The sequence below is a fragment of the Streptosporangium sp. NBC_01810 genome (assembly GCF_035917355.1).
In the GTDB taxonomy this organism is placed as follows: domain Bacteria; phylum Actinomycetota; class Actinomycetes; order Streptosporangiales; family Streptosporangiaceae; genus Streptosporangium.
The window spans coordinates 8,021,552-8,038,916 of sequence record NZ_CP109070.1; the positions used below are offsets into that span (position 1 = coordinate 8,021,552).

At 70.1% G+C, this 17,365-nt stretch carries 17 protein-coding genes; 8 read left to right on the forward strand and 9 right to left on the reverse strand.

Translation table 11 applies throughout. The annotated features are described in order from the left end of the window. Positions 1-17: 17 nt before the first annotated feature. Both OIE13_RS36355 and OIE13_RS36360 read right to left on the reverse strand, forming a co-directional pair. Positions 18-746, reverse strand: a complete 729-nt coding sequence (locus tag OIE13_RS36355; protein WP_326644442.1) for an ABC transporter ATP-binding protein — start codon at positions 744-746, stop codon at positions 18-20. Continuing rightward, positions 743-1,102 (reverse strand): ABC transporter permease, encoded by a 360-nt coding sequence (locus tag OIE13_RS36360; protein ID WP_326644440.1) that lies wholly within the window; start codon positions 1,100-1,102, stop codon positions 743-745. The genes OIE13_RS36355 and OIE13_RS36360 overlap by 4 nt, the downstream gene beginning before the upstream one ends. Before the next feature lie 60 nt (positions 1,103-1,162). On the opposite strand from OIE13_RS36360, the gene OIE13_RS36365 reads away from it, so the two are divergent. The 3 genes from OIE13_RS36365 (at position 1,163) to OIE13_RS36375 (ending at position 2,724) form a co-directional block, all read left to right on the forward strand. After that, complete coding sequence (locus OIE13_RS36365; RefSeq protein WP_326644439.1) at positions 1,163-1,336, forward strand: hypothetical protein; 174 nt, start codon at positions 1,163-1,165, stop codon at positions 1,334-1,336. 39 nt (positions 1,337-1,375) lie between these two features. Then, positions 1,376-1,660: a hypothetical protein gene (locus tag OIE13_RS36370; protein ID WP_326644437.1), complete on the forward strand. Its 285-nt coding sequence runs from the start codon at positions 1,376-1,378 to the stop codon at positions 1,658-1,660. Positions 1,661-1,905: 245 nt separating this feature from the next. Beyond that, a complete protein-coding gene (locus OIE13_RS36375) occupies positions 1,906-2,724 on the forward strand; it encodes an alpha/beta hydrolase (protein ID WP_326644434.1) in 819 nt (272 codons plus the stop codon). 93 nt (positions 2,725-2,817) lie between these two features. Here the strand turns inward: OIE13_RS36375 and OIE13_RS36380 are convergent, their stop codons facing one another. From OIE13_RS36380 to OIE13_RS36390, 3 genes are read right to left on the reverse strand one after another with little or no spacing between them, the layout of a single operon-like run. Continuing rightward, the gene (locus tag OIE13_RS36380) at positions 2,818-4,374 is read right to left on the reverse strand and encodes an IucA/IucC family protein (protein WP_326644433.1); all 1,557 of its coding nucleotides are present in this window, start codon (positions 4,372-4,374) and stop codon (positions 2,818-2,820) included. Then, positions 4,371-6,338, reverse strand: coding sequence for an IucA/IucC family protein (locus OIE13_RS36385; protein WP_326644430.1), 1,968 nt, complete (start codon positions 6,336-6,338; stop codon positions 4,371-4,373). Before OIE13_RS36385 ends, OIE13_RS36380 begins: the two co-directional genes overlap by 4 nt. Next, a complete protein-coding gene (locus tag OIE13_RS36390; RefSeq protein WP_326644428.1) occupies positions 6,323-7,540 on the reverse strand; it encodes a siderophore biosynthesis protein in 1,218 nt (405 codons plus the stop codon). Before OIE13_RS36390 ends, OIE13_RS36385 begins: the two co-directional genes overlap by 16 nt. Positions 7,541-7,765: 225 nt before the next feature. Between OIE13_RS36390 and nudC the strand changes: the two genes are divergently transcribed. Beyond that, positions 7,766-8,752, forward strand: a complete 987-nt coding sequence (gene nudC / locus OIE13_RS36395) for an NAD(+) diphosphatase (RefSeq protein WP_326644426.1) — start codon at positions 7,766-7,768, stop codon at positions 8,750-8,752. Between the two features lie 131 nt (positions 8,753-8,883). On the opposite strand, the gene OIE13_RS36400 is transcribed toward nudC, so the two are convergent. Beyond that, on the reverse strand, positions 8,884-9,138 hold the full coding sequence (locus OIE13_RS36400; RefSeq protein WP_326644425.1) for a glutaredoxin family protein: 255 nt from the start codon (positions 9,136-9,138) through the stop codon (positions 8,884-8,886). A 58-nt stretch (positions 9,139-9,196) separates the two neighbouring features. Next, the gene (locus OIE13_RS36405) at positions 9,197-10,165 is read right to left on the reverse strand and encodes an alpha/beta hydrolase (protein ID WP_326644424.1); all 969 of its coding nucleotides are present in this window, start codon (positions 10,163-10,165) and stop codon (positions 9,197-9,199) included. 176 nt (positions 10,166-10,341) lie between these two features. On the opposite strand from OIE13_RS36405, the gene OIE13_RS36410 reads away from it, so the two are divergent. From OIE13_RS36410 to OIE13_RS36425, 4 genes are all read left to right on the forward strand, one after another. Continuing rightward, positions 10,342-12,408, forward strand: coding sequence for an ATP-dependent DNA helicase UvrD2 (locus OIE13_RS36410; protein ID WP_326644422.1), 2,067 nt, complete (start codon positions 10,342-10,344; stop codon positions 12,406-12,408). Then, positions 12,405-13,271: an acyl-CoA thioesterase II gene (gene tesB / locus OIE13_RS36415; protein WP_326829363.1), complete on the forward strand. Its 867-nt coding sequence runs from the start codon at positions 12,405-12,407 to the stop codon at positions 13,269-13,271. Before OIE13_RS36410 ends, tesB begins: the two co-directional genes overlap by 4 nt. Before the next feature lie 540 nt (positions 13,272-13,811). After that, positions 13,812-14,081 carry a WhiB family transcriptional regulator gene (locus tag OIE13_RS36420; RefSeq protein WP_030910441.1) on the forward strand — a complete coding sequence of 90 codons (270 nt, stop codon included), beginning with the start codon at positions 13,812-13,814 and terminating at the stop codon, positions 14,079-14,081. Between the two features lie 74 nt (positions 14,082-14,155). Then, on the forward strand, positions 14,156-14,350 hold the full coding sequence (locus OIE13_RS36425) for a hypothetical protein (protein ID WP_326644415.1): 195 nt from the start codon (positions 14,156-14,158) through the stop codon (positions 14,348-14,350). A gap of 234 nt (positions 14,351-14,584) precedes the next feature. Here the strand turns inward: OIE13_RS36425 and OIE13_RS36430 are convergent, their stop codons facing one another. Together OIE13_RS36430 and OIE13_RS36435 are read right to left on the reverse strand one after the other, a co-directional pair. Further along, positions 14,585-15,922: an ABC1 kinase family protein gene (locus tag OIE13_RS36430; RefSeq protein WP_326644413.1), complete on the reverse strand. Its 1,338-nt coding sequence runs from the start codon at positions 15,920-15,922 to the stop codon at positions 14,585-14,587. A 65-nt stretch (positions 15,923-15,987) separates the two neighbouring features. Then, entirely contained in the window at positions 15,988-17,088 is a 1,101-nt protein-coding gene (locus tag OIE13_RS36435; RefSeq protein WP_326644411.1) for a ThiF family adenylyltransferase, read from the reverse strand. Positions 17,089-17,365: the final 277 nt, after the last annotated feature.

The following is a 17,365-nucleotide window of genomic DNA, read 5'->3' on the forward strand; positions in this document are numbered from 1 at the left end:
GGAATGTGCCGGTGGGCTCACCGCGCCACTCCCGCGTGCTCGGAGAAGGGTTCGCCGGTCAGGACCCCGAGGTCGGCGAGCAGGCGGCGGCGCAGCGCCACGAAGTCGCCGTCCACCCGGTCGCGGGGGCGGTCCAGCTCGACGGTCAGGTCGGTGACGAACGCGCCGTCGCGGAGCACGACGATCCGGTCGGCGAGCAGGATGGCCTCTTCGACGTCGTGGGTGACCAGTACCACGGCGGGGCGGTGCCTGGCGCACAGCTCGGCGATCAGGTCCTGCATGTGCAGCCTGGTCAGCGCGTCGAGCGCGGCGAACGGCTCGTCAAGCAGCAGCAGCTCGGGCTCGCGGACCAGGGCGCGGGCCAGCGCGACCCGCTGCGCCTCGCCGCCGGACAGCGTCGCGGGCCAGGCGTCGGCGTGGCCGCTCAAGCCCACCTCGGCGAGTGCCGCCAGGCCCTTGGCGCGGGCGCTGCGGCCCTGCCCGAGGATCACGTTGGCCGGCGCGCGCTTGGAGGGGATCAGCCGAGGCTCCTGGAAGACGACGGTCCGCACCGGCGGGACCAGCACGGTCCCGCTCGTGGCGGCGTCCAGCCCGGCGAGGATCCGCAGCAGCGTCGTCTTGCCGGTGCCGCTGGCACCGAGCAGCGCGAGGAACTCGCCGCGCCGTACCCGCAGGTCGATCCCGTCCAGTACGGCGCGGCCACCGAAGGCCCTGCGCAGGCCCGTGGTCTGTACGGCCAGGCTCATCGGGCCGCCACCGCCTTTCGCCACGGCATGGTGAACCGCTCGGCCAGCCGGAGGACCACGTCGGCGGTCAGCCCGATCAGCGCGTAGAGGATGACGCAGAGGGCGAGAATGTCGGTGCGCAGGTAGTCGGTGGCCCTGGCCATCAGATAGCCCAGCCCGGCGGTGACGTTGATCTCCTCGGCGGCGATCAGCGCGACCACGCTGAGCGTGGTCGACAGCCGCAGCCCGGCGAAGATCGAGGGCAGCGCGCCCGGCAGCACCACCTCCCTGGCGAGAGCGAGGCGGCCGAGCCCGAACGAGCGGGCGGCCTCCACGGTACGGCGGCGGAGGTGTCCGCCGAGGGAGTGGAGCCGCACGCGACCAGCAGGGCGAGGGGGAGCGCGGCGGCCAGGGCGAGTCTACGCATGGGATTCTCCGTGGGATCGGGCATTGGCGAGCGGGGTGTGGTCGGCCCAGGCGGCGACGTCCACCGCCGACTCCAGGAAGCCGCGGCCGCGCAGGTTCCCTGGTTCGTCACGCAGGCCCGCGCCTGCGCCCGCGTTCTGGAGGTGCTCCTGCTGCCTCCCGCCGAACGCCGCCGGCACTCGTGATCCGGTACGGCCGCCGGTCGACTCCATAGGAAGTCCACCATGACCGACCTGGTGGCGATCTCCGGCGTCGTCGGCGGTCTGTTCGGTGGTGGCGGCGGCGCGGAGATGCAGTCCGCGCTGGTCCGGGTCGCGGCCCGCGCCAAGCACGGCACGGCGGTCGCCGACCAGGTCTGGTCGGCGTTCCGGGCGCAGAACGACACGGAGACGACGCTCACCCTGCACAACGGCCAGAGCTTCCCGTCCGGGGCAGCGCCCGCTGAGGTCACCGCAGTGTTCGCCGAAGATCGGGCGGATATGGACCGACGGCTTACCGGCCAGGGATGATCCGGGTGGTCGTGTCAATCAGGTTCGGGCCCGGTCGGCCCGGCCGGGCCGGTCCAGGTAACGTTCGATCTCCGTTCCGTGTAAGGGGACACAGGATGCCAGGCGCAACACCATCCCGACCCAAGCCGCCGCTCATCGCACGGATCATCTGGGGGATTCCGTTCCTCTCCAGGCCGCGGCTGGCCACGGTCACCGCCGCGCAGTTGGAGAAGATACAGGAGGAAGCCCGCGCAAAGAGCGGGCGCATGAACGCGACGACCCACCAGCGCGTGATCGAAGGGCCGGGCGGTGCGATCACTCTCCGCATCCACACCCCTGGCACTCCCGCCATAGGGGAACGCGCTGTCGTGGTCCACTTCCACGGCGGCGGCTGGGTGTTCGGAAGCCCGCGCGAAGCCGATTTCATCTGTTCGACGGTTGCCGAAGGTGCGGGTGCGATCGTCGTATCGGTCGACTATCGTCTCGCACCCGGACACCCGTACCCCGCAGGACTCGATGACTGCTATGCCGCGCTCGTCTGGGTGAGTACGCACGCCGCGGAGTTCGGCGGGGACGCCTCACGCCTCGGACTGGTCGGTGAGAGCGCGGGAGGCAACCTGGTCGCGGGCGTCTCCCTGCTCGCGCGGGATCGCGGTGGTCCGGCGATCCGTCATCAGACGCTGCTTTATCCTGCGACGGACGCTTCGATGTCGGCACCGTCTTACCGCATGAACGAGAACGCCCCCTGGCTCACGGCAGCCGATATGCGGAACGCCTACAAGCACTACGTGCCGGCCGATGTCGACCGCCTGGACCCGGGAGTGTCGCCACTCCACGCGACCGAACACGCAGACCTTCCGCCGGCGACGATCGTCGTAGCCGGACACGATCCACTCCACGACGACGGCGTCTGGTATGCCGAGCGACTACAGCAGGCCGGAGTTCCGGTCGAGCTGTTCGACTACCCCCGGATGGTGCATGGTTTCGTCAATGTCCCTCATCTGTTCTCCGACACCGCCCACGCCCTGGGAGAGGTCGTGAGAGCGCAACGCAGATATCTTTCGAGCGAGTCCGCCGAGGCGTGAGCCCACGCGCGTGACGAGGTCACCCTCCCGGCCCTTCCCGGGGTTGAGCAGATGGACACCGCCGCGGATCCCGCACCCCCGGATCCGCGGCGGTCAGATCACGGCCAGCGGGTTGGCGACCGGCACGTACCCGGCGGCGCGGTCCGCCGACCGCGCCCACCTGACCGACAGGTTGGCCTTGGCCGGCAGCGGAGCCCCCGCCAGCAGGTCCGACAGCGGCCGGGGCCACCCCCGCGACTCCGCGTACCCCGCCAGGACCTTCCCGGCCACCGCCCACAGCTCCCGCGCGGGCCCGGCCTCGGAGAGGGAGGCGGCGATCTCGGCGAGATGGTTGACCATCAGGCAGTAGACCACCCGGCTCCAGCCGGCGTCCGCGTCGTAGCTGAGCGCCTCGGCGACCCGGACCGGCAGGCCGGACAGGTCGTGCCGCCCGGCGACGAGCTTCGTGCCCTCCATGTCGCGGAAGACCGCCTCCACGGGCAGCCCCTCCGCGTCCACACCGATCAGCACGTTCTGCAGGTGGGGTTCGAGCACCACGCCGTGGCCGAGGTAGGCGTCGAGCACCGGCAGCGCCACGCGCTCCACGTACGCCCGCCACCAGCGCACCGGATCGGCGACCGTCACCTGCCGTCCGGCGGCCAGCGCGCCGCTCAGCAGGGGGGTCACCCCGGGTCTGCAGACCGACCACGGGCTGACCCGGACGATGACGCCGAGCCCCTCAAGCAGCCGGGTGCCCAGCTCGGCGGAGCGGTAGCCCGGCTCGGGCAGCCAGCGGGTGCCGGGGAAGGCCGCCGAGAGTTCCCCGAACACCGGTCCGAGGCGGCGGCTCAGCTCGACCGCGCCGGCCAGCTCGTACCAGGAGTTCTTCCGCAGGCAGTTGGTGATCCGCACATCCAGGCTGAACTTCAGGCACCGGTCGATCAGCGGCTCGTAGACGGTACGGACCGACGAGGTGGGAACGGCCATCCGGGTGCCGTTCCCCAGGTCGACCAGCCGGCCGTCGGCCAGCGGTGCGGCCAGGTCGGCCGAGAGCAGCTCCAGCTGCCACGGATGCGCGGGCAGCAGCGAGTAGCCGGGCGGCGCCGCTCCGAGCGCGTCGAGCGTGCCGACCTCGCCCGCCTCCGCCAGCACGTCGTTCCTGACCCCGAGCAGTCTCAGCGGGAAGCTCGCGTGCGCCTCGGGCGCGTAGCGCAGCCAGCCCGCGCCGCCGTGCGCCTTCGGGCTGGGGTGGAACGGGTGCCCGAAGACCAGCGCCTGCTCCGAGGCCAGCCACGGGTCGGCGGGGGGCGATACGTCTCGCCGGGCCGTGAGCAGCGCCGCCATGGCGTCCCTGCTGGCGCCCACCTGGACGGCGAACTCGTCGTTGCCCTCGCCGAGCTCGGTCTCCACCAGCCGGACGAGCAGGTCCGCCGAGAGCGGTTGCCAGGAGTCGTTCTCCAGCCACTCGGCCCGTCCGTCGAAGCGCAGCGCGAGCCCGCCGTGCGCGCGGGCCCGCAGTAGGGTGCCCGCGACGCGCAGCAGCACGTACGGCTCGTCGTGCCTGACCTGCCCACGAGGCCCAGAGATCTCCCGTACGCAGCAGCGCAGCAGCGCCGCCAGTGAGGCCTTCTCGGCGACGGCTGCGGGGGAGTCGAGGGCGAGGCTGGTCATGGCGTCCTTCGAATGATCGCGGCCTGCGTGGCCTGGGGCTGCTGGCGAAGGTAGTTCGGCCCGCTCGTGCCGTAGAACTTGTTCACATCCCGCGCGCCGGTGCGCGCCTTGTCCACCAGGGTTCCGGCGGTGACCATCGACTTGCCGACGAGCCTGGCGGCGTCCAGGGTCCTGGCCCGCAGCAGCCTGGCCATCGGGTCCTCGCCGTACTCGTCGAGTGCTCCGGCGAGCGCGTCGCGGACCAGCTCGGCGGCCCTCGGCGACGGCAGCGCGCCGAACGCCACGGCGGCGGCCGCCAGGTGCAGGGTGATGGTCACGAACATGTCGGCGAGCGCGTGCGGGTCGTCGGTGAGCATTCGCGCGTCCGTGAAGTCCGGCACCGGGAGGCCGGCCTCTCTCAGCAGTTCGGGTGAGGTCAGCAGCCCGTCGTTGTCCTTGACGAGCAACCGCACGACACCTCTGTCCGCGGTGCTGTCACCCGCAGCGCCGTCACCTGTGGTGCTGTCACCCGCGGTGCTGTCACCCGCAGCGCCGTCACCAGTGGCGCCTTCGCCTCCGGTGTCGGCGTCGAACACCAGGGAGAGGTTCTGCTGGTGGGCCTCCAGCGCCGTGCCGTACCTGACGAAGAGCCGCACGTGGAAGCGGAACAGCACCCGCAGGTACCGGCCGAGCAGACCGGCGACGTCCCCGCCGAACCACCGTCCGGCGAGTTCCTCCACGACCAGCCCGCCCCCGGGCAGCGGCGCCGCCAGCGCCGCGACGGGGACGACCTCCCCCGCGGGGTGGCGGCGCAGGAGCCAGCCCAGGTACTCGTGTCCGGCGTGCCCGTACGTCTGCTCGTCGGCCAGGAGCACCTCCGGGTCGGGCATGGCCCGCAGCAGCAGCTCGGCCCGCGCCCCGTCGGCCAGCGTGTCGGGCTTGATCGACCTCCGGTTACGCAGCCCGAGGGTGCTGGTGGTCAGCGGCAGCTTCAGGTGCGCGCCCGGGGCGATCTCGACGGTGCGCATCGACAGTGTGGGCCTGACCTCCAGGTACGGCCGAGGGGCCACGGTCGCCCACGGGATCTCCTCGAGGGCGGGGACGGTCAGCGGGTGCACGGGGAACAGCACGTGCGTCTCCGCGAGACTCCCCGTCAGCCCGACGGCGCGGAATCCGGGAGCCCCCGGCACCTCGCCGCCGGTGAGCCGTGCCCGGGGAACCGCGGCCCAGCGCAGCTCGAAGGTGGGCGCGAACTCCGGCGCGTACGCGGTCAGTTCCTCGTCGGACAGGCCGATCCGGCACCGGGCCGTCGGGTAGACGGGGTGGTCGACGAACGCGGCCAGCGTCTCGTACCGCACGTTGTCGCGCCCGCCGCCGGTTCCCGTGATGCCCGCGGTGCCGTCTCCCGCTCCCGCCGGACGCCCGGTGCCGGGCGCGGTGCCGGATATGGTGCCTGGTCGCGCCGCAGGAGTGGTGCCGGTGTGCGTGGTGCAGGGGCGTGTGGTGCAGGGGCGTGTGGTGCAGGGGCGTGTGGTGCCGGTGTGTGTGGTGCCGGCGGCCAGTCTGGTGAGCACCTGTTCGCGGTGGACGTCGTGAAGGTCGAGCGCGCGCAGCGCCTCGTGGCACTCCCGGACGAACGACTCGACCCCGGCCGCGTCGGCGGGGGCGGAGATCTCCCGCAGTGTGTGCAGGACCTCCTTCAGGCGGAGCGCCTCCTGCGGGGCCGCGACGAAGTCCTGGAACAGCGAGCCGGGGACCAGCCGCACCCGCCTGCCCCCCGGAAGGACCAGCGCGATGCCGTCCTTGCCGTGGGTCATCCGCCCGGCCAGGCCGCCGTAGTCCTCGCGCAGGAGCGCGTTCAGCACCCGGACGGCGAGGTACGACTCCCGCCCGCTCACAGAACCTCCGCCGATCCCGGAGCCGTCCGTGGCTCCCCGGCCGACCACAGGTCGGCTCGCGGGCACCCGGCTCACGCGATCATCCACGGGTTCTCCGCCCTGAAGGCCGCGACGGCGGTGTCCACGCTCGCCCGGTCGGGCCCGGTCGCCCGGACGATGCCCAGGTAGTCGCGGTTGGTGTTGCTCCGGTCGATCCGGTCGCCCACGGCGCGCAACGGCCGGTGCCAGATCCGGACCGGGTCGCCGCGGGCGGGAACGACGGTTCCGGGAGCCTTCACCACGGTCCCCGAGCGGTCGGCGACCAGGCTCAGCACGGTCCCGTGCACCCGTGCCGGGGCGGGGGCCTCCAGCTCCGCCCCGAGATGCGCCCCGAGATGCGCCCCGAGATGCGCCCCGAGACGCGCCCCGAGGTGCGCCCCGAGGTGCGCCCCGAGGACGAGCTCGAACAGGGGCACCTCCAGCAGGCTCGCCAGCAGGAAGTCGCAGTGGTCGCCGATCACCCGGTAGTTGACCTCGATGATCCGCGGCCCGGCCGGGGTCATCACGTACTCGGTGTGGCAGGCCCCGAGCCCCACCCGGAGCGCCTCCAGCGCGCGCAGCACGTGATCGCGGCCGGGAGGCGGCTCCCAGTCGAGACGTTCCTCCACGAAGTGCGGCAGTGGCCCGAGGGTGGTGCGGAAGCCGCCGAGCACGCTGATCCGCTCACCGTCGCCGAGCGTCTCCATCGTGTGCAGGGGTCCATCGAGATACTCCTCCACGACCAGCGTCTCTGCAGGCCGCCTGTCTCTGATGGACAGGACGGCCGCCGCGAGCTCGTCCGCGTCGTGGACCAGCACGACGTCCTCGCTGGCCACGCCCTCGCGCGGCTTCACGACCGCGGGGAAGGGCACGTCCGTGAACGGCGGGTCGGCCGGTGCCAGCCGTGCGGAACGGACGGTCTCGACCCCGGCGGCGGCCAGCCGCCGTCGGGTGAGCGCCTTGTTCTTGGTGTCGACGCAGGCCCGCCAGTCCTTGCCGGGAAGTCCGAAGTACGCGGCGGCGAGTGCGGTCTCCGCCTGGATGTGGTCGGAGTTCGAGAAGATCGCGTCCGGGGTGTGGTGGTGCGCGACGGTGTCGACCACCGCCCGCGCGTCGCGCACGTCGCAACGGAGCACCTCCGCCCCATGGTCGCGGTACTGTTCCGGCCGGTCGGTGAGGATTGTGACCTCACAGCCGAGTGCGCGTGCCGCCGGGAGGAAGCCGTCGGTGACCGAGTCCGTCGGTTTCAGCGCGGTGAGGTACAGCCGCAATGTAGGGACCCCCGATATCAGGTAAGGCTAACCTAACTCGGTGCATCCTAGCGGGATGGAGATCATCGCGCCGGGATGATCGGTCTATTGACCGTACATGGCCGTGTCGTCTAAAGACGGAAGTCTTTTCGGTAGGGCCTCCGGCCAGGGATGACGCCGTCGGCCCTGTGCGGCTCCGCGTTGCGGCGGCGTAATATGTGCACTCGTCTGGGGAGGCGGAACGGCGTGGAGATCACGGCACAAGAGACACAAGAAGGACTTCTGGGGCCGCTGCTGCTTGCGCGCAGTGCCATCGACCGGTCGGCGGTGCTCCGCGGCGACGCCGAGTGGCTCGAAAGAGCCTGGGCGGACGCCGCGACCAGGGTCGTGGTCGTCGACGACGGGCAGGCGCTGATCCGGCGTAGCGGGGAAGAGGCGCAGCTGGTCCTGCTGTCCACCGCCGACGCGCCAGAGGGAGAGCGTTACCTGCTTGGTGTCGACGTGGAGGGCATCGCCTACTTCGCCGTTGCGGCGCCGCCGGCCACCGCCGCTCATGCCGGCTCCTTCAACCGGATCGTCTCCCCGCTCGCCCCCTCGGAACTGGGCGAGGGGCAGAGCATCACCGCCGGGCTACGCCAGGTGGGCTCGTTGCTGGGGGATCTGGACGCCGGCCTGCTGGTGTACGCGGTCGCCCTGGAGGCATGGCACTCCACCCACGAGTTCTGTCCCCGCTGCGGGAGCCGCACCGAGGTGCGGGCGGGTGGGCATGTGCGCGTCTGCCCCAAGGACGACAGCCAGCACTTCCCCCGGGTCGACCCCGCGGTGATCATGCTGATCCACGATGACGACGACAGGTGTCTGCTGGCCAGAGGACCGCAGTGGCCCGAGGGGCGGTTGTCGGTGCTGGCCGGGTTTGTCGAGCCGGGTGAGTCGCTGGAACAGGCCGTGGCGCGCGAGGTTGCCGAGGAGGTCGGCGTGCGTGTCGCCGATCCGCGCTACATGGGCAGCCAGCCCTGGCCGTTCCCACGCAGCCTGATGCTCGGCTTCTTTGCGCGGGCCACGTCTACGGAGTTCACGCTGGACTCCGAGGAGATCGCCGAGGCCCACTGGTTCAGCCGTGCCGAACTGCTGGCCGCGCTGGAGAGCGGCGAGGTGCGCCTGCCGCCCGAGGTGTCGATCGCCCGCAGGCTCATCGAGACCTGGTACGGCACACCGCTGACCGGCGACTGGTGACCCGGACCGCTACGCGGGGCCGCACGCGGATGTCGTCCAAGTCCGCTGCCGGCGGCTGGGAGACCTCGCCGCCGACCGTCGACCGCATGGAGGAGCCCCGGCTTCCGCGGAACCGGGGCTCGGGTGGGAGGCTACACGCCCGCGCCCGCCAGGATGCGCTTGAGCTCGATCACCGAGGGGTTGGTCCTGACGACCTGACCGGTGGGGGAGTCGACCACGACGGTGGGCACGACCTGGTTACCGTTGTTGACGCTCATGACGAACGTGGCGGCGTCCGGGTCGCTCTCGATGTCGATCTCGTTGTAGGAGATGCCCTCGCGGCTGAGCTGGCTCTTCAACCGCTTACAGGGGCCGCACCAGGTGGTGGTGTACACAGTCAGTGCCATGTCGTGAAAAATCCCCTCATGTGATGTCCGGCGCCATTGGCAACAAAGTGAGAGCCGTTCATCTTCCCAACTGGAGAAGCTTCTCCGCGACCCACTGCTGAACCTGCTCCGCCACGCCGGGCAGCCGGTAAAGAGGTGCGCTGTGCTCGATGCCCTGCTCGGTCAGCACCGTCACCGGCACGCGGACCTGCTGCAGGTGCTCCTTGAGTTGCCTGCCGTGCTCCGCGGACACGAACTCGTCCGACGAGTGCACGATCAGCATGGGGGCGTCGCCGCGGCTCGCGTGCCACGGCACCTCCATGCTGGTCCACACCCTGGCGCACTTGTCGGTGGGCTCGCAGCCCCCGGCGAGCTTGATGGCCGCCTCGCGCAGCTTGCGCCTGTTCGGGTCGAGGGCGCCGATGCCCTCGGTGTACGCCGTGAGCGGGGAGATCACCGGGGAGATGCCGACCACGCCGCGCAGGCCGGACAGGCCGTTCTTGTAGGTGCCGACGGAGGCTGCCAGATGCCCTCCGGCGGAGAAGCCGACGATCACATAGTTGTTCGGGTCGAAGGACCAGCGCGCCGCGTGCCGCCGCGCGGTGGCGATGGAGCCGAAGGTGTCGGTGCGCTGGGCCGGCCAGGAGGCGTCGCCCGAGAGGCGGTAGTTGATGTTGAAGACCACGTAGCCCTGTTCGGCGTAGCTACGGCTTATCTCGGTCATGTACTTCTTGTCACCCGAGGACCACCAGCCGCCGTGGACCAGGAAGACGCCGGGCCGTTTCAGCTCGTCGGGCTGGTACCAGACGTCCATGCGCTGACGCACATGCGGGCCGTACGCCACGGTTTCGACAAGGGTGCCCTGGGCCAGCAGGGAGGAGCCCGTGCTCGGAGACGGAGATGGAGCCGGGGTGGCCTTGCCCGCCTTCCCGCCGCCGGCCTGGGTTGGAGTTGAGATCGCGTGCGCGGACGCGGTCGTGTGCACCACCGCGGGGCCGATCATCGCCGCCGCCAGAGCGAGCGCACCCACGGTTACCCAACTTCGCACGGGCCTCTTCCTTCCCCGGAACTAGTCGAACCCTATTGTGGGGCAAAAGGCCCACTTTATGCATCTCGGTGATCGATACAGGTCGAAGGCGGCATGTTGCCAGGATGAGCGAGGTTCGGCCAGAGCCTGGGAGAATGTTGCCGCCCGGTCCGTTCGACTGCTTGTAAGGAGGCTCTGTGGGGCCCGACAACATTCTGGCGGGACTGGATCCCGAGCAGCGTGAGGTGGCCGAAGCCGTCCGGGGACCGGTCTGTGTTCTTGCCGGGGCGGGGACGGGCAAGACCCGGGCCATCACACACCGCATCGCGCACGCCGTCCACAACGGGGTGGTCGACGCCCAGAGTGTGCTGGCGGTGACGTTCACCACACGAGCGGCCGGTGAGCTCAGGCAGCGGCTCAGGCAACTCGGCGCGCCGGGCGTGCAGGCGCGCACCTTCCACGCCGCCGCGCTGCGCCAGCTCACCTACTTCTGGCCGCGCGTCATCGGCGGTGACCCGCCCAGGGTGATCGAGTCGAAGCTGCCGCTGCTGATCGACGCCTGCCGCTCCCTGCGTAAGAGTCAGGACCGCTCGGAGTTGCGCGACATCGCCTCCGAGATCGAGTGGGCCAAGGTCACCCAGATCGGCCCCGAAGACTACGCGGAGGCCACGAGGAAGGCCGGCCGGACCTCGCCCGTACCGGCCGAGGAGGTCTCCCGGCTCTACGAGGCGTACGAGACCCTCCGCCGCGACCGGCACCTGGTCGACTTCGAGACCATCCTGGAACTCACCGCGGCCGTGATGACCGAGCACCGCGAGGTGGCAGGCGAGATTCGCAGGCAGTACCGCTACTTCGTGGTCGACGAGTACCAGGACGTCAACCCGCTGCAGAAGCTGCTGCTCGACACCTGGCTCGGCGGACGCGACGACCTGTGCGTGGTCGGCGACCCCAACCAGACGATCTATTCCTTCACCGGAGCCACCCCCCGCTACCTGACGGGTTTCTCGGTCGAGCACCCCAACGCCACCGTGATCAAGCTGGTCCGTGACTACCGCTCCACACCCCAGGTCGTCTCCCTGGCCAACCGGGTGCTCGACAGGGCGAGGACCCCGCACAAGCTCGCCCTGATCGCCCAGCGTCCAGACGGCCCCGAGCCGGTCTTCGCCGAGTACGACGACGAGACCGCCGAGGCGGAGGGCGTGGCGCGGGTGGTGCGGAAGCTCGTCGGTGGCGGCGTGCCGACTCGCGAGATCGCCGTGCTGTTCCGGGTCAACGCCCAGTCCGAGGCGTACGAGCAGGCCTTCAGCAAGGCCGGCCTGCCGTACGTGCTGCGCGGCGCCGACCGGTTCTTCGAGCGCCCCGAGGTCCGCCAGGCGGTCGTGCTGCTGCGCGGCGCCGCGCGCTCCGCGGAACCCGGCGACATGCTCACCTCGACCGTGCACCACATCCTGTCCGGCATCGGGCTCACCCCCGAGGCGCCCGGCGGAGGCAAGGCCCGCGAGAAGTGGGAGTCGCTGAAGGCCCTGGCCGACCTCGCCGAGGACCTCGCCGCCACGGGCGCGGACCTGTCCGTCTTCGTCGCGGAGTTGGAGCGCCGGGCCAGTGAGCAGCACGCACCGCCGGTCGAGGGGGTCACCCTCGCCTCACTGCACGCGGCCAAGGGCCTGGAGTGGGATGCCGTCTTCCTCGTCGGCGTCACCGAGGGCATGCTGCCGATCATCTACGCGGAGACGCCTGAGCAGATCGAGGAGGAGCGTCGCCTCCTGTACGTCGGCGTCACCCGCGCCCGTGCCCACCTGGGGCTGTCGTGGGCGCTGGCGCGCTCGCCGGGAGGCCGGCGCTCCCGCAAACCCTCCCGCTTCCTGGACGGGCTGACCGGTCGCTCCACGCAGAAGAGCAGCCGCACACCCGCGGCGGCTGATCGCCGCGCGGTCGCCGCGCCGATCAGCTGCCGGATCTGCGGCAAGACCCTGACCACCGCCGCCGAGCAGAAGCTCGGCAGGTGTGCCGCCTGTCCGGCGGACTACGACGAGGCACTGCTCGAAGCGCTGAAGGCATGGCGTACCGGAGTCGCCAAGAAGGAGAAGCTCCCGCAGTGGGCGGTCTTCACTGACGTCACCCTCCAGGCCATCGCCGAGCGGGCGCCGGTTTCCGAACAGGACCTGTTGGCCATCACGGGAATCGGACGCGTCAAACTGGATCGTTACGGTGAAGCGGTGCTCGGACTGTGCCGTGCCGCCGCGAACCATACGGAGGGCGCGTGAACGAGGCGTTAAAGGAGCTCTTGGACCTGCTGGACCTGGAGCAGATCGAGCTCGACATCTTCAGGGGCCGTAGTCCCGAGGAGCGTATCCAGCGGGTCTTCGGCGGTCAGGTGGCCGCCCAGGCCCTGGTCGCCGCAGGGCGGACGGTGCCCGACGACCGTAATGTCCACTCGCTGCACGCCTACTTCATCCGCCCGGGTGACCCGGCCATCCCGATCGTCTACAACGTGGAGCGGGTCCGTGACGGCCGCTCCTTCACCACCCGGCGGGTGGTGGCCGTCCAGCACGGCAAGGCGATATTCACCATGTCGGCCTCCTTCCACGTGTCGGAGCCCGGTGTCGAGCACCAGGCGGCCACGATGCCCCAGGTGGTCGGGCCGGAGGAACTGCCGTCGCTCATGGACCGGATGCTCCAGATCGTGGGGGAGGATCCATCGATGCGCGAGTGGGTGTCCAAGCCCAGGCCGGTGGAGGCCCGCTATGTGACCCCTCTCACCTGGGAGGCCCAGCGCGACCCGGAGCTTCGGAGTTCGAACACCAACGTGTGGTTCCGCTACGAGGCGGAGCTGCCCGACGACCCGCTGCTGCACGTGGTGCTCGCCGCCTACGCCTCCGACTTCACCCTGGTCGACACCGTGCTGCTGGCGCACGGCCTGGCCTGGGGCGCCTCCAATGTCTCCGGTGCCTCGCTGGACCACGCGATGTGGTTTCACTGTCCCATCCGGGTGGACGAGTGGGTGCTCTATGCCCAGGAGTCGCCGTGGTCGGGGGCGGCTCGCGGGCTCGCCAAGGGCGAGATGTTCACCCGATCCGGAGAACTGGCCGTGTCGGTAGTGCAGGAGGCGATGATCCGCGTGAGATAGTCGCAAAGTCGCAGGTAGAAAATATGTTGCCCACTCCCGGGGCTCGGGTTTAGGGTCATGCTCAAGCAAGTCGGACGCTCCTGTCCGACGATCCACGAATGGAGGTGAGTCCGCTGTGAAGAACATCCTGATGTCGTCCCAGATGGGGCTCGCTTCCGTGCGCCGTAACACCGGTCTGCCCTGCGGCAGCCAGGTCTCCCTCACCCGTAGCGCGGCAGCTCCGGCTCTGCGGGACAACCCTGCCCGCTTCTGGGTCGAGGCCGACCGCCGGTCCGCTCTGATCGCCTTCGCGGTTACAGAGGCCCCGGCTGTCCCGACCCTCGCGGGCGACAGCTACGCAGCAACGACCAAGCACATCGGAAACGGTGGACTGCGCGGTCCGCAACCCTGGAGGCATCCTCCGGTCATAATCTGACCGAGGAAAGAGCCTTCAGGCCGCGGATCCGCACCAGGATCCGCGGCCTTCTTGTTTGTCCGCGTCATTCCTGCCCCCACCCAAGAGGTAGCCGAAGATCAACACCTAGCTGAGAGGTGAAACAGATGGGGGCCCAGACGGTCATGGACCTGATCGACGAAGCCACAATCCCCTGTCGTACCGACCCCGACCTGTGGTTCGCCGAGTCTCCGGAGGACGTGGAGTTCGCCAAGGCGCTCTGCGGAGGCTGCCCGATCCGCCAGGCCTGCCTGGCCCGCGCGCTGGAGCGCGAGGAGCCGTGGGGAGTCTGGGGCGGCGAGCTCGTCCTGCGGGGGGCGATCGTCCCCCGGAAGCGTCCGCGCGGACGTCCGCGCAAGAACCCGGTCGCTGCCTGAACACTCCGGTCATCGCCCAGACCACCGAGAACCTGATCAACCAGGAACCACCCGTTCCCGAAAGGACCACCCCGATGAGCTACTTCAACACCACAGGGCTCGACCTGCCGTCTATGCAAGAAGCACTGGTCCGTGACCGAATACGGACCCTCCACCGCGAGGCGGAGGAGCATCGCAGAGCCGCCGGGCTCCAGCGCCTTCGGCGCGCCCAGCGCGGAGCGGAACGCGCCTCGGCGCGCCTGCGCATCGCGCTCCTGCGCCTCGTCTGATCCGTGAGGATCGACGGCGACGCATAGAGGGCGTACAGCAGAACGCTACAGATGAATGAGGGGTGACCCGCTCCGGCGGGCCACCCCTCAGCTGTCTTGCCGGGCCACCTTTCAGGTGTGTTTCCGGGCCACCTTTCAGGGGTCTTCTCGAATCACCCCTCAGGGGTCTTCTCGAATCACCCCTCAGGTGTGTTCCCGGGCCACCCTTCAACTGTCTCCCCGGGCCACCTTCGGTCAGGCGCTGGCGAGGGTGGGCTCTCCCGAACCCTCGTCGGCGAACCCGGGGACCCAGCGGATGACCTCCTGGCGGAAGCGGGCGGTGGCGCCGAGCTGGCAGAGGACGCCGATCCCCGCCGTGTGCACGCGGTGGATGAGGACGTACGACGCGGGCAGGTTCAGCTGGCGCACCACGTTGCCCGGACGCAGGTCGGTGGCCGTCGCGGCCTGCTGCTGGAGCCACTCCCTGCTGAAGGAGAACTCCTCCACGGCGGTCGGCTCGACATAGGGGGCGAGGAACGCCCGCAGGGCTTCGGTGTCGATCTCGATGTGCGGGCGGATGAACCCCTCGTCGCGCAGCCCCTGCACCACGGTCGTCATGTCGCCGTTGTTGAAGATGCGGGTCAGCTTCCCGAAGAGCGGCGGGTATCCGTCAGGCAGCCGGCTGACCGCGCCGAAGTCGAGTACGCACATCCGGCCGTCCTCGACGATCCGGAAGTTGCCCGGATGGGGGTCGGCGTGGAGCATGCCCACCCGGGCCGGTGAGGAGAACAGGAACCGGACGAGCTGGAGCCCTGCCCGATCGCGCTCCTCCTGGGTGCCGTCGGTGATGATCCGTGACAGCGGGGTGCCGTCGACCCATTCGGAGACGAGCACCTGCTCGTTGGCGGCGATGACATCCGGGATCAGGAAGTCGGGGTCGTCCTTGAACTCCATGGCGAAGGCGTGCTGGGCCTCGGCCTCGCGAAGGTAGTCGAGCTCCTCGACCACCCGCTCGCGCAGCTCGCTCAGGACCGCCTTGATGTCGAGACCGGGCAGCAACACCCCGAAGAGCTTGCCGAGCCTGGACAGCTGGGTGAAGTCGGAGAGCAGGGCCTTTCCCGCTCCCGGGTACTGGATCTTGACCGCGACTGCCCGGCCGTCGTGCCAGACCGCCTTGTGCACCTGCCCGATCGAAGCGGCCGCGGTGGGTTTGTCGTCGAATGACTGGAAGTTCTCCCTCCAGTCGTCGCCCAACTGCTCGACGAGGACCTTGTGTACTGTCGCGCTGGGAAGTGGCGGAGCCGCGTCCTGGAGTTTGGTCAGGGTCGCGCGGTAGGGGCCGGCGATCTCGGTGGGCAGTGCCGCCTCGAAGATGGACAGCGCCTGGCCGAGCTTCATCGCCCCGCCCTTGAGCTCTCCGAGAACCTTGAAGATCTGCTCGGCGGTGCGTTCCTGGATTTCCTGGGCGACGATCTCGGCGGACTTGCCGCCGATCCGTTTCCCGAGGCCGAGAGCGGTACGGCCGGCGAACCCGATGGGAAGGGCCGCCAGCTTGGCAGAGCGCGCAACGGCGCGACGCGGAAGGTCACTCACCTTGGTTAGCGGCGTGTCCCCCGTTACAGCGAGACGCCGCTCCCTCCCTTCGCTGTGCTTGTCCGTCAGTGGCAGGTAGCCGACGCGACCATTGTTAGCGAACCCAACTCGTTTCGGAAGCAACGACATTGAGGATGAACACTCCAGGATCGCCTTTTCCACGTCCAATCTGGCAATACTTCCATTGTGCTGTTTGTCACAACAGGTTCACGGCCGTCGATCCAAGCAAGCGCATGCCCGGTTGCCGATGCCGCCACCAGCGCAGACAGCGCCGTCCCGCACGCGATCTCTCCCGCGGGGAAGCCTCCCAGGCGCGCGCTGACAATGGGCCAGCCGGGGTCGCGATCGCGTCGCGTCAAATCTAGGCAGTGCAGGCACGTGCTCCGTCCAGGCAACACCAGCGGGCCGACCGAACCGAAGGCCTCGAAGGCGGTCGTCAGTAGGTGTGGGATTCCCCACTCGACGAGTTCCCTGACCAGGAGGCCGTCCAGAGGCGCCACTGGAGCGAGCACCGCCAGGTCGGGCGGCCTGGAACCGTCGGCCAACCGGGCAGCGCCGTCGCCGGTCGACGCCGTGAGGCCGGGCGCCAGCCTCCTGGCCACCGCGACCGCGCCGTCCTGTCTGCTCATCCCCACCTCCGTCCAGCCGAGCCCGCCGGGAACGACATCCCGTCGCCGGGCCGTACCGGGATCGACGACGCAGATGTGGCCGATCCCTGAGGCGGCGAGCAGGGCGACGACCTGCGCGCCCACCCGGCCCGCGCCGTAGACCCGCACCCGGGCCTCCTGCCTGCGTTCCAGTGCGGCCAGCCCTCCGTCGATCGTGCCGGGAGAGAGGGAGAGCGCGTCCAGATCAGGTTGGAGTCGGTCGCGCTCGGCCATCACGAGCGCGCGCAGCGGGCCGGGACCCGCCCCCGCGTCGTCCACCACACCCCGGCTGATCAGCAGATCGAGCAGGGTCCGGCCGCGCTCCTCGCCGAGACCCGCGTCGGTGGCGCCGGCCAGCACGCCCGCGAGATCTCTTACGCCGTCGAGACCCTCCACCCAGCGGCGAACCTCGGGCTCGAGATCGCTCAGCACCACCGCGTGCCGGGGATGCAGGCCGAACTGCAGAGTGCGTCGGTCACGGGCGACGCGGCGCAGCGCGGGCTTCAGACGTGGTCGCATCAGGGGGCCTTTCCTCGAAGGGGGGCAGCCTGTGAGAGAGACTGGCCGGGCGTGTCAGCGTGCCACGCTCCCGAGGGCTCCCGGACCTCTTTCCCGCCGCCTGTGGATAACTCTTGCCCTGTGGACAACTCCCACCGGGCGGGCTTCCCCGGCAGATCCCTCGACGGTCGGGCAGAAGATGCCGTGGACTACGCTCCCCGGCATGAATGAGATCTTGATCGACCGGCGTGAGAACGGCGTCGCGGTGCTCACCCTGAACCGCCCTGACCTGCGCAAT

Bases quoted from the DNA above. Each gene is read 5' to 3' on its own strand.
- OIE13_RS36400 (WP_326644425.1), bottom strand. From the start codon at position 9,138: ATGGCACTGACTGTGTACACCACCACCTGGTGCGGCCCCTGTAAGCGG.
- OIE13_RS36375 (WP_326644434.1), top strand. From the start codon at position 1,906: ATGAACGCGACGACCCACCAGCGCGTGATCGAAGGGCCGGGCGGTGCG.
- OIE13_RS36355 (WP_326644442.1), bottom strand. From the start codon at position 746: ATGAGCCTGGCCGTACAGACCACGGGCCTGCGCAGGGCCTTCGGTGGC.
- OIE13_RS36380 (WP_326644433.1), bottom strand. From the start codon at position 4,374: ATGACCAGCCTCGCCCTCGACTCCCCCGCAGCCGTCGCCGAGAAGGCC.
- OIE13_RS36425 (WP_326644415.1), top strand. From the start codon at position 14,156: ATGAGCTACTTCAACACCACAGGGCTCGACCTGCCGTCTATGCAAGAA.
- OIE13_RS36370 (WP_326644437.1), top strand. From the start codon at position 1,376: ATGACCGACCTGGTGGCGATCTCCGGCGTCGTCGGCGGTCTGTTCGGT.
- OIE13_RS36435 (WP_326644411.1), bottom strand. From the start codon at position 17,088: ATGCGACCACGTCTGAAGCCCGCGCTGCGCCGCGTCGCCCGTGACCGA.
- OIE13_RS36420 (WP_030910441.1), top strand. From the start codon at position 13,812: ATGGGGGCCCAGACGGTCATGGACCTGATCGACGAAGCCACAATCCCC.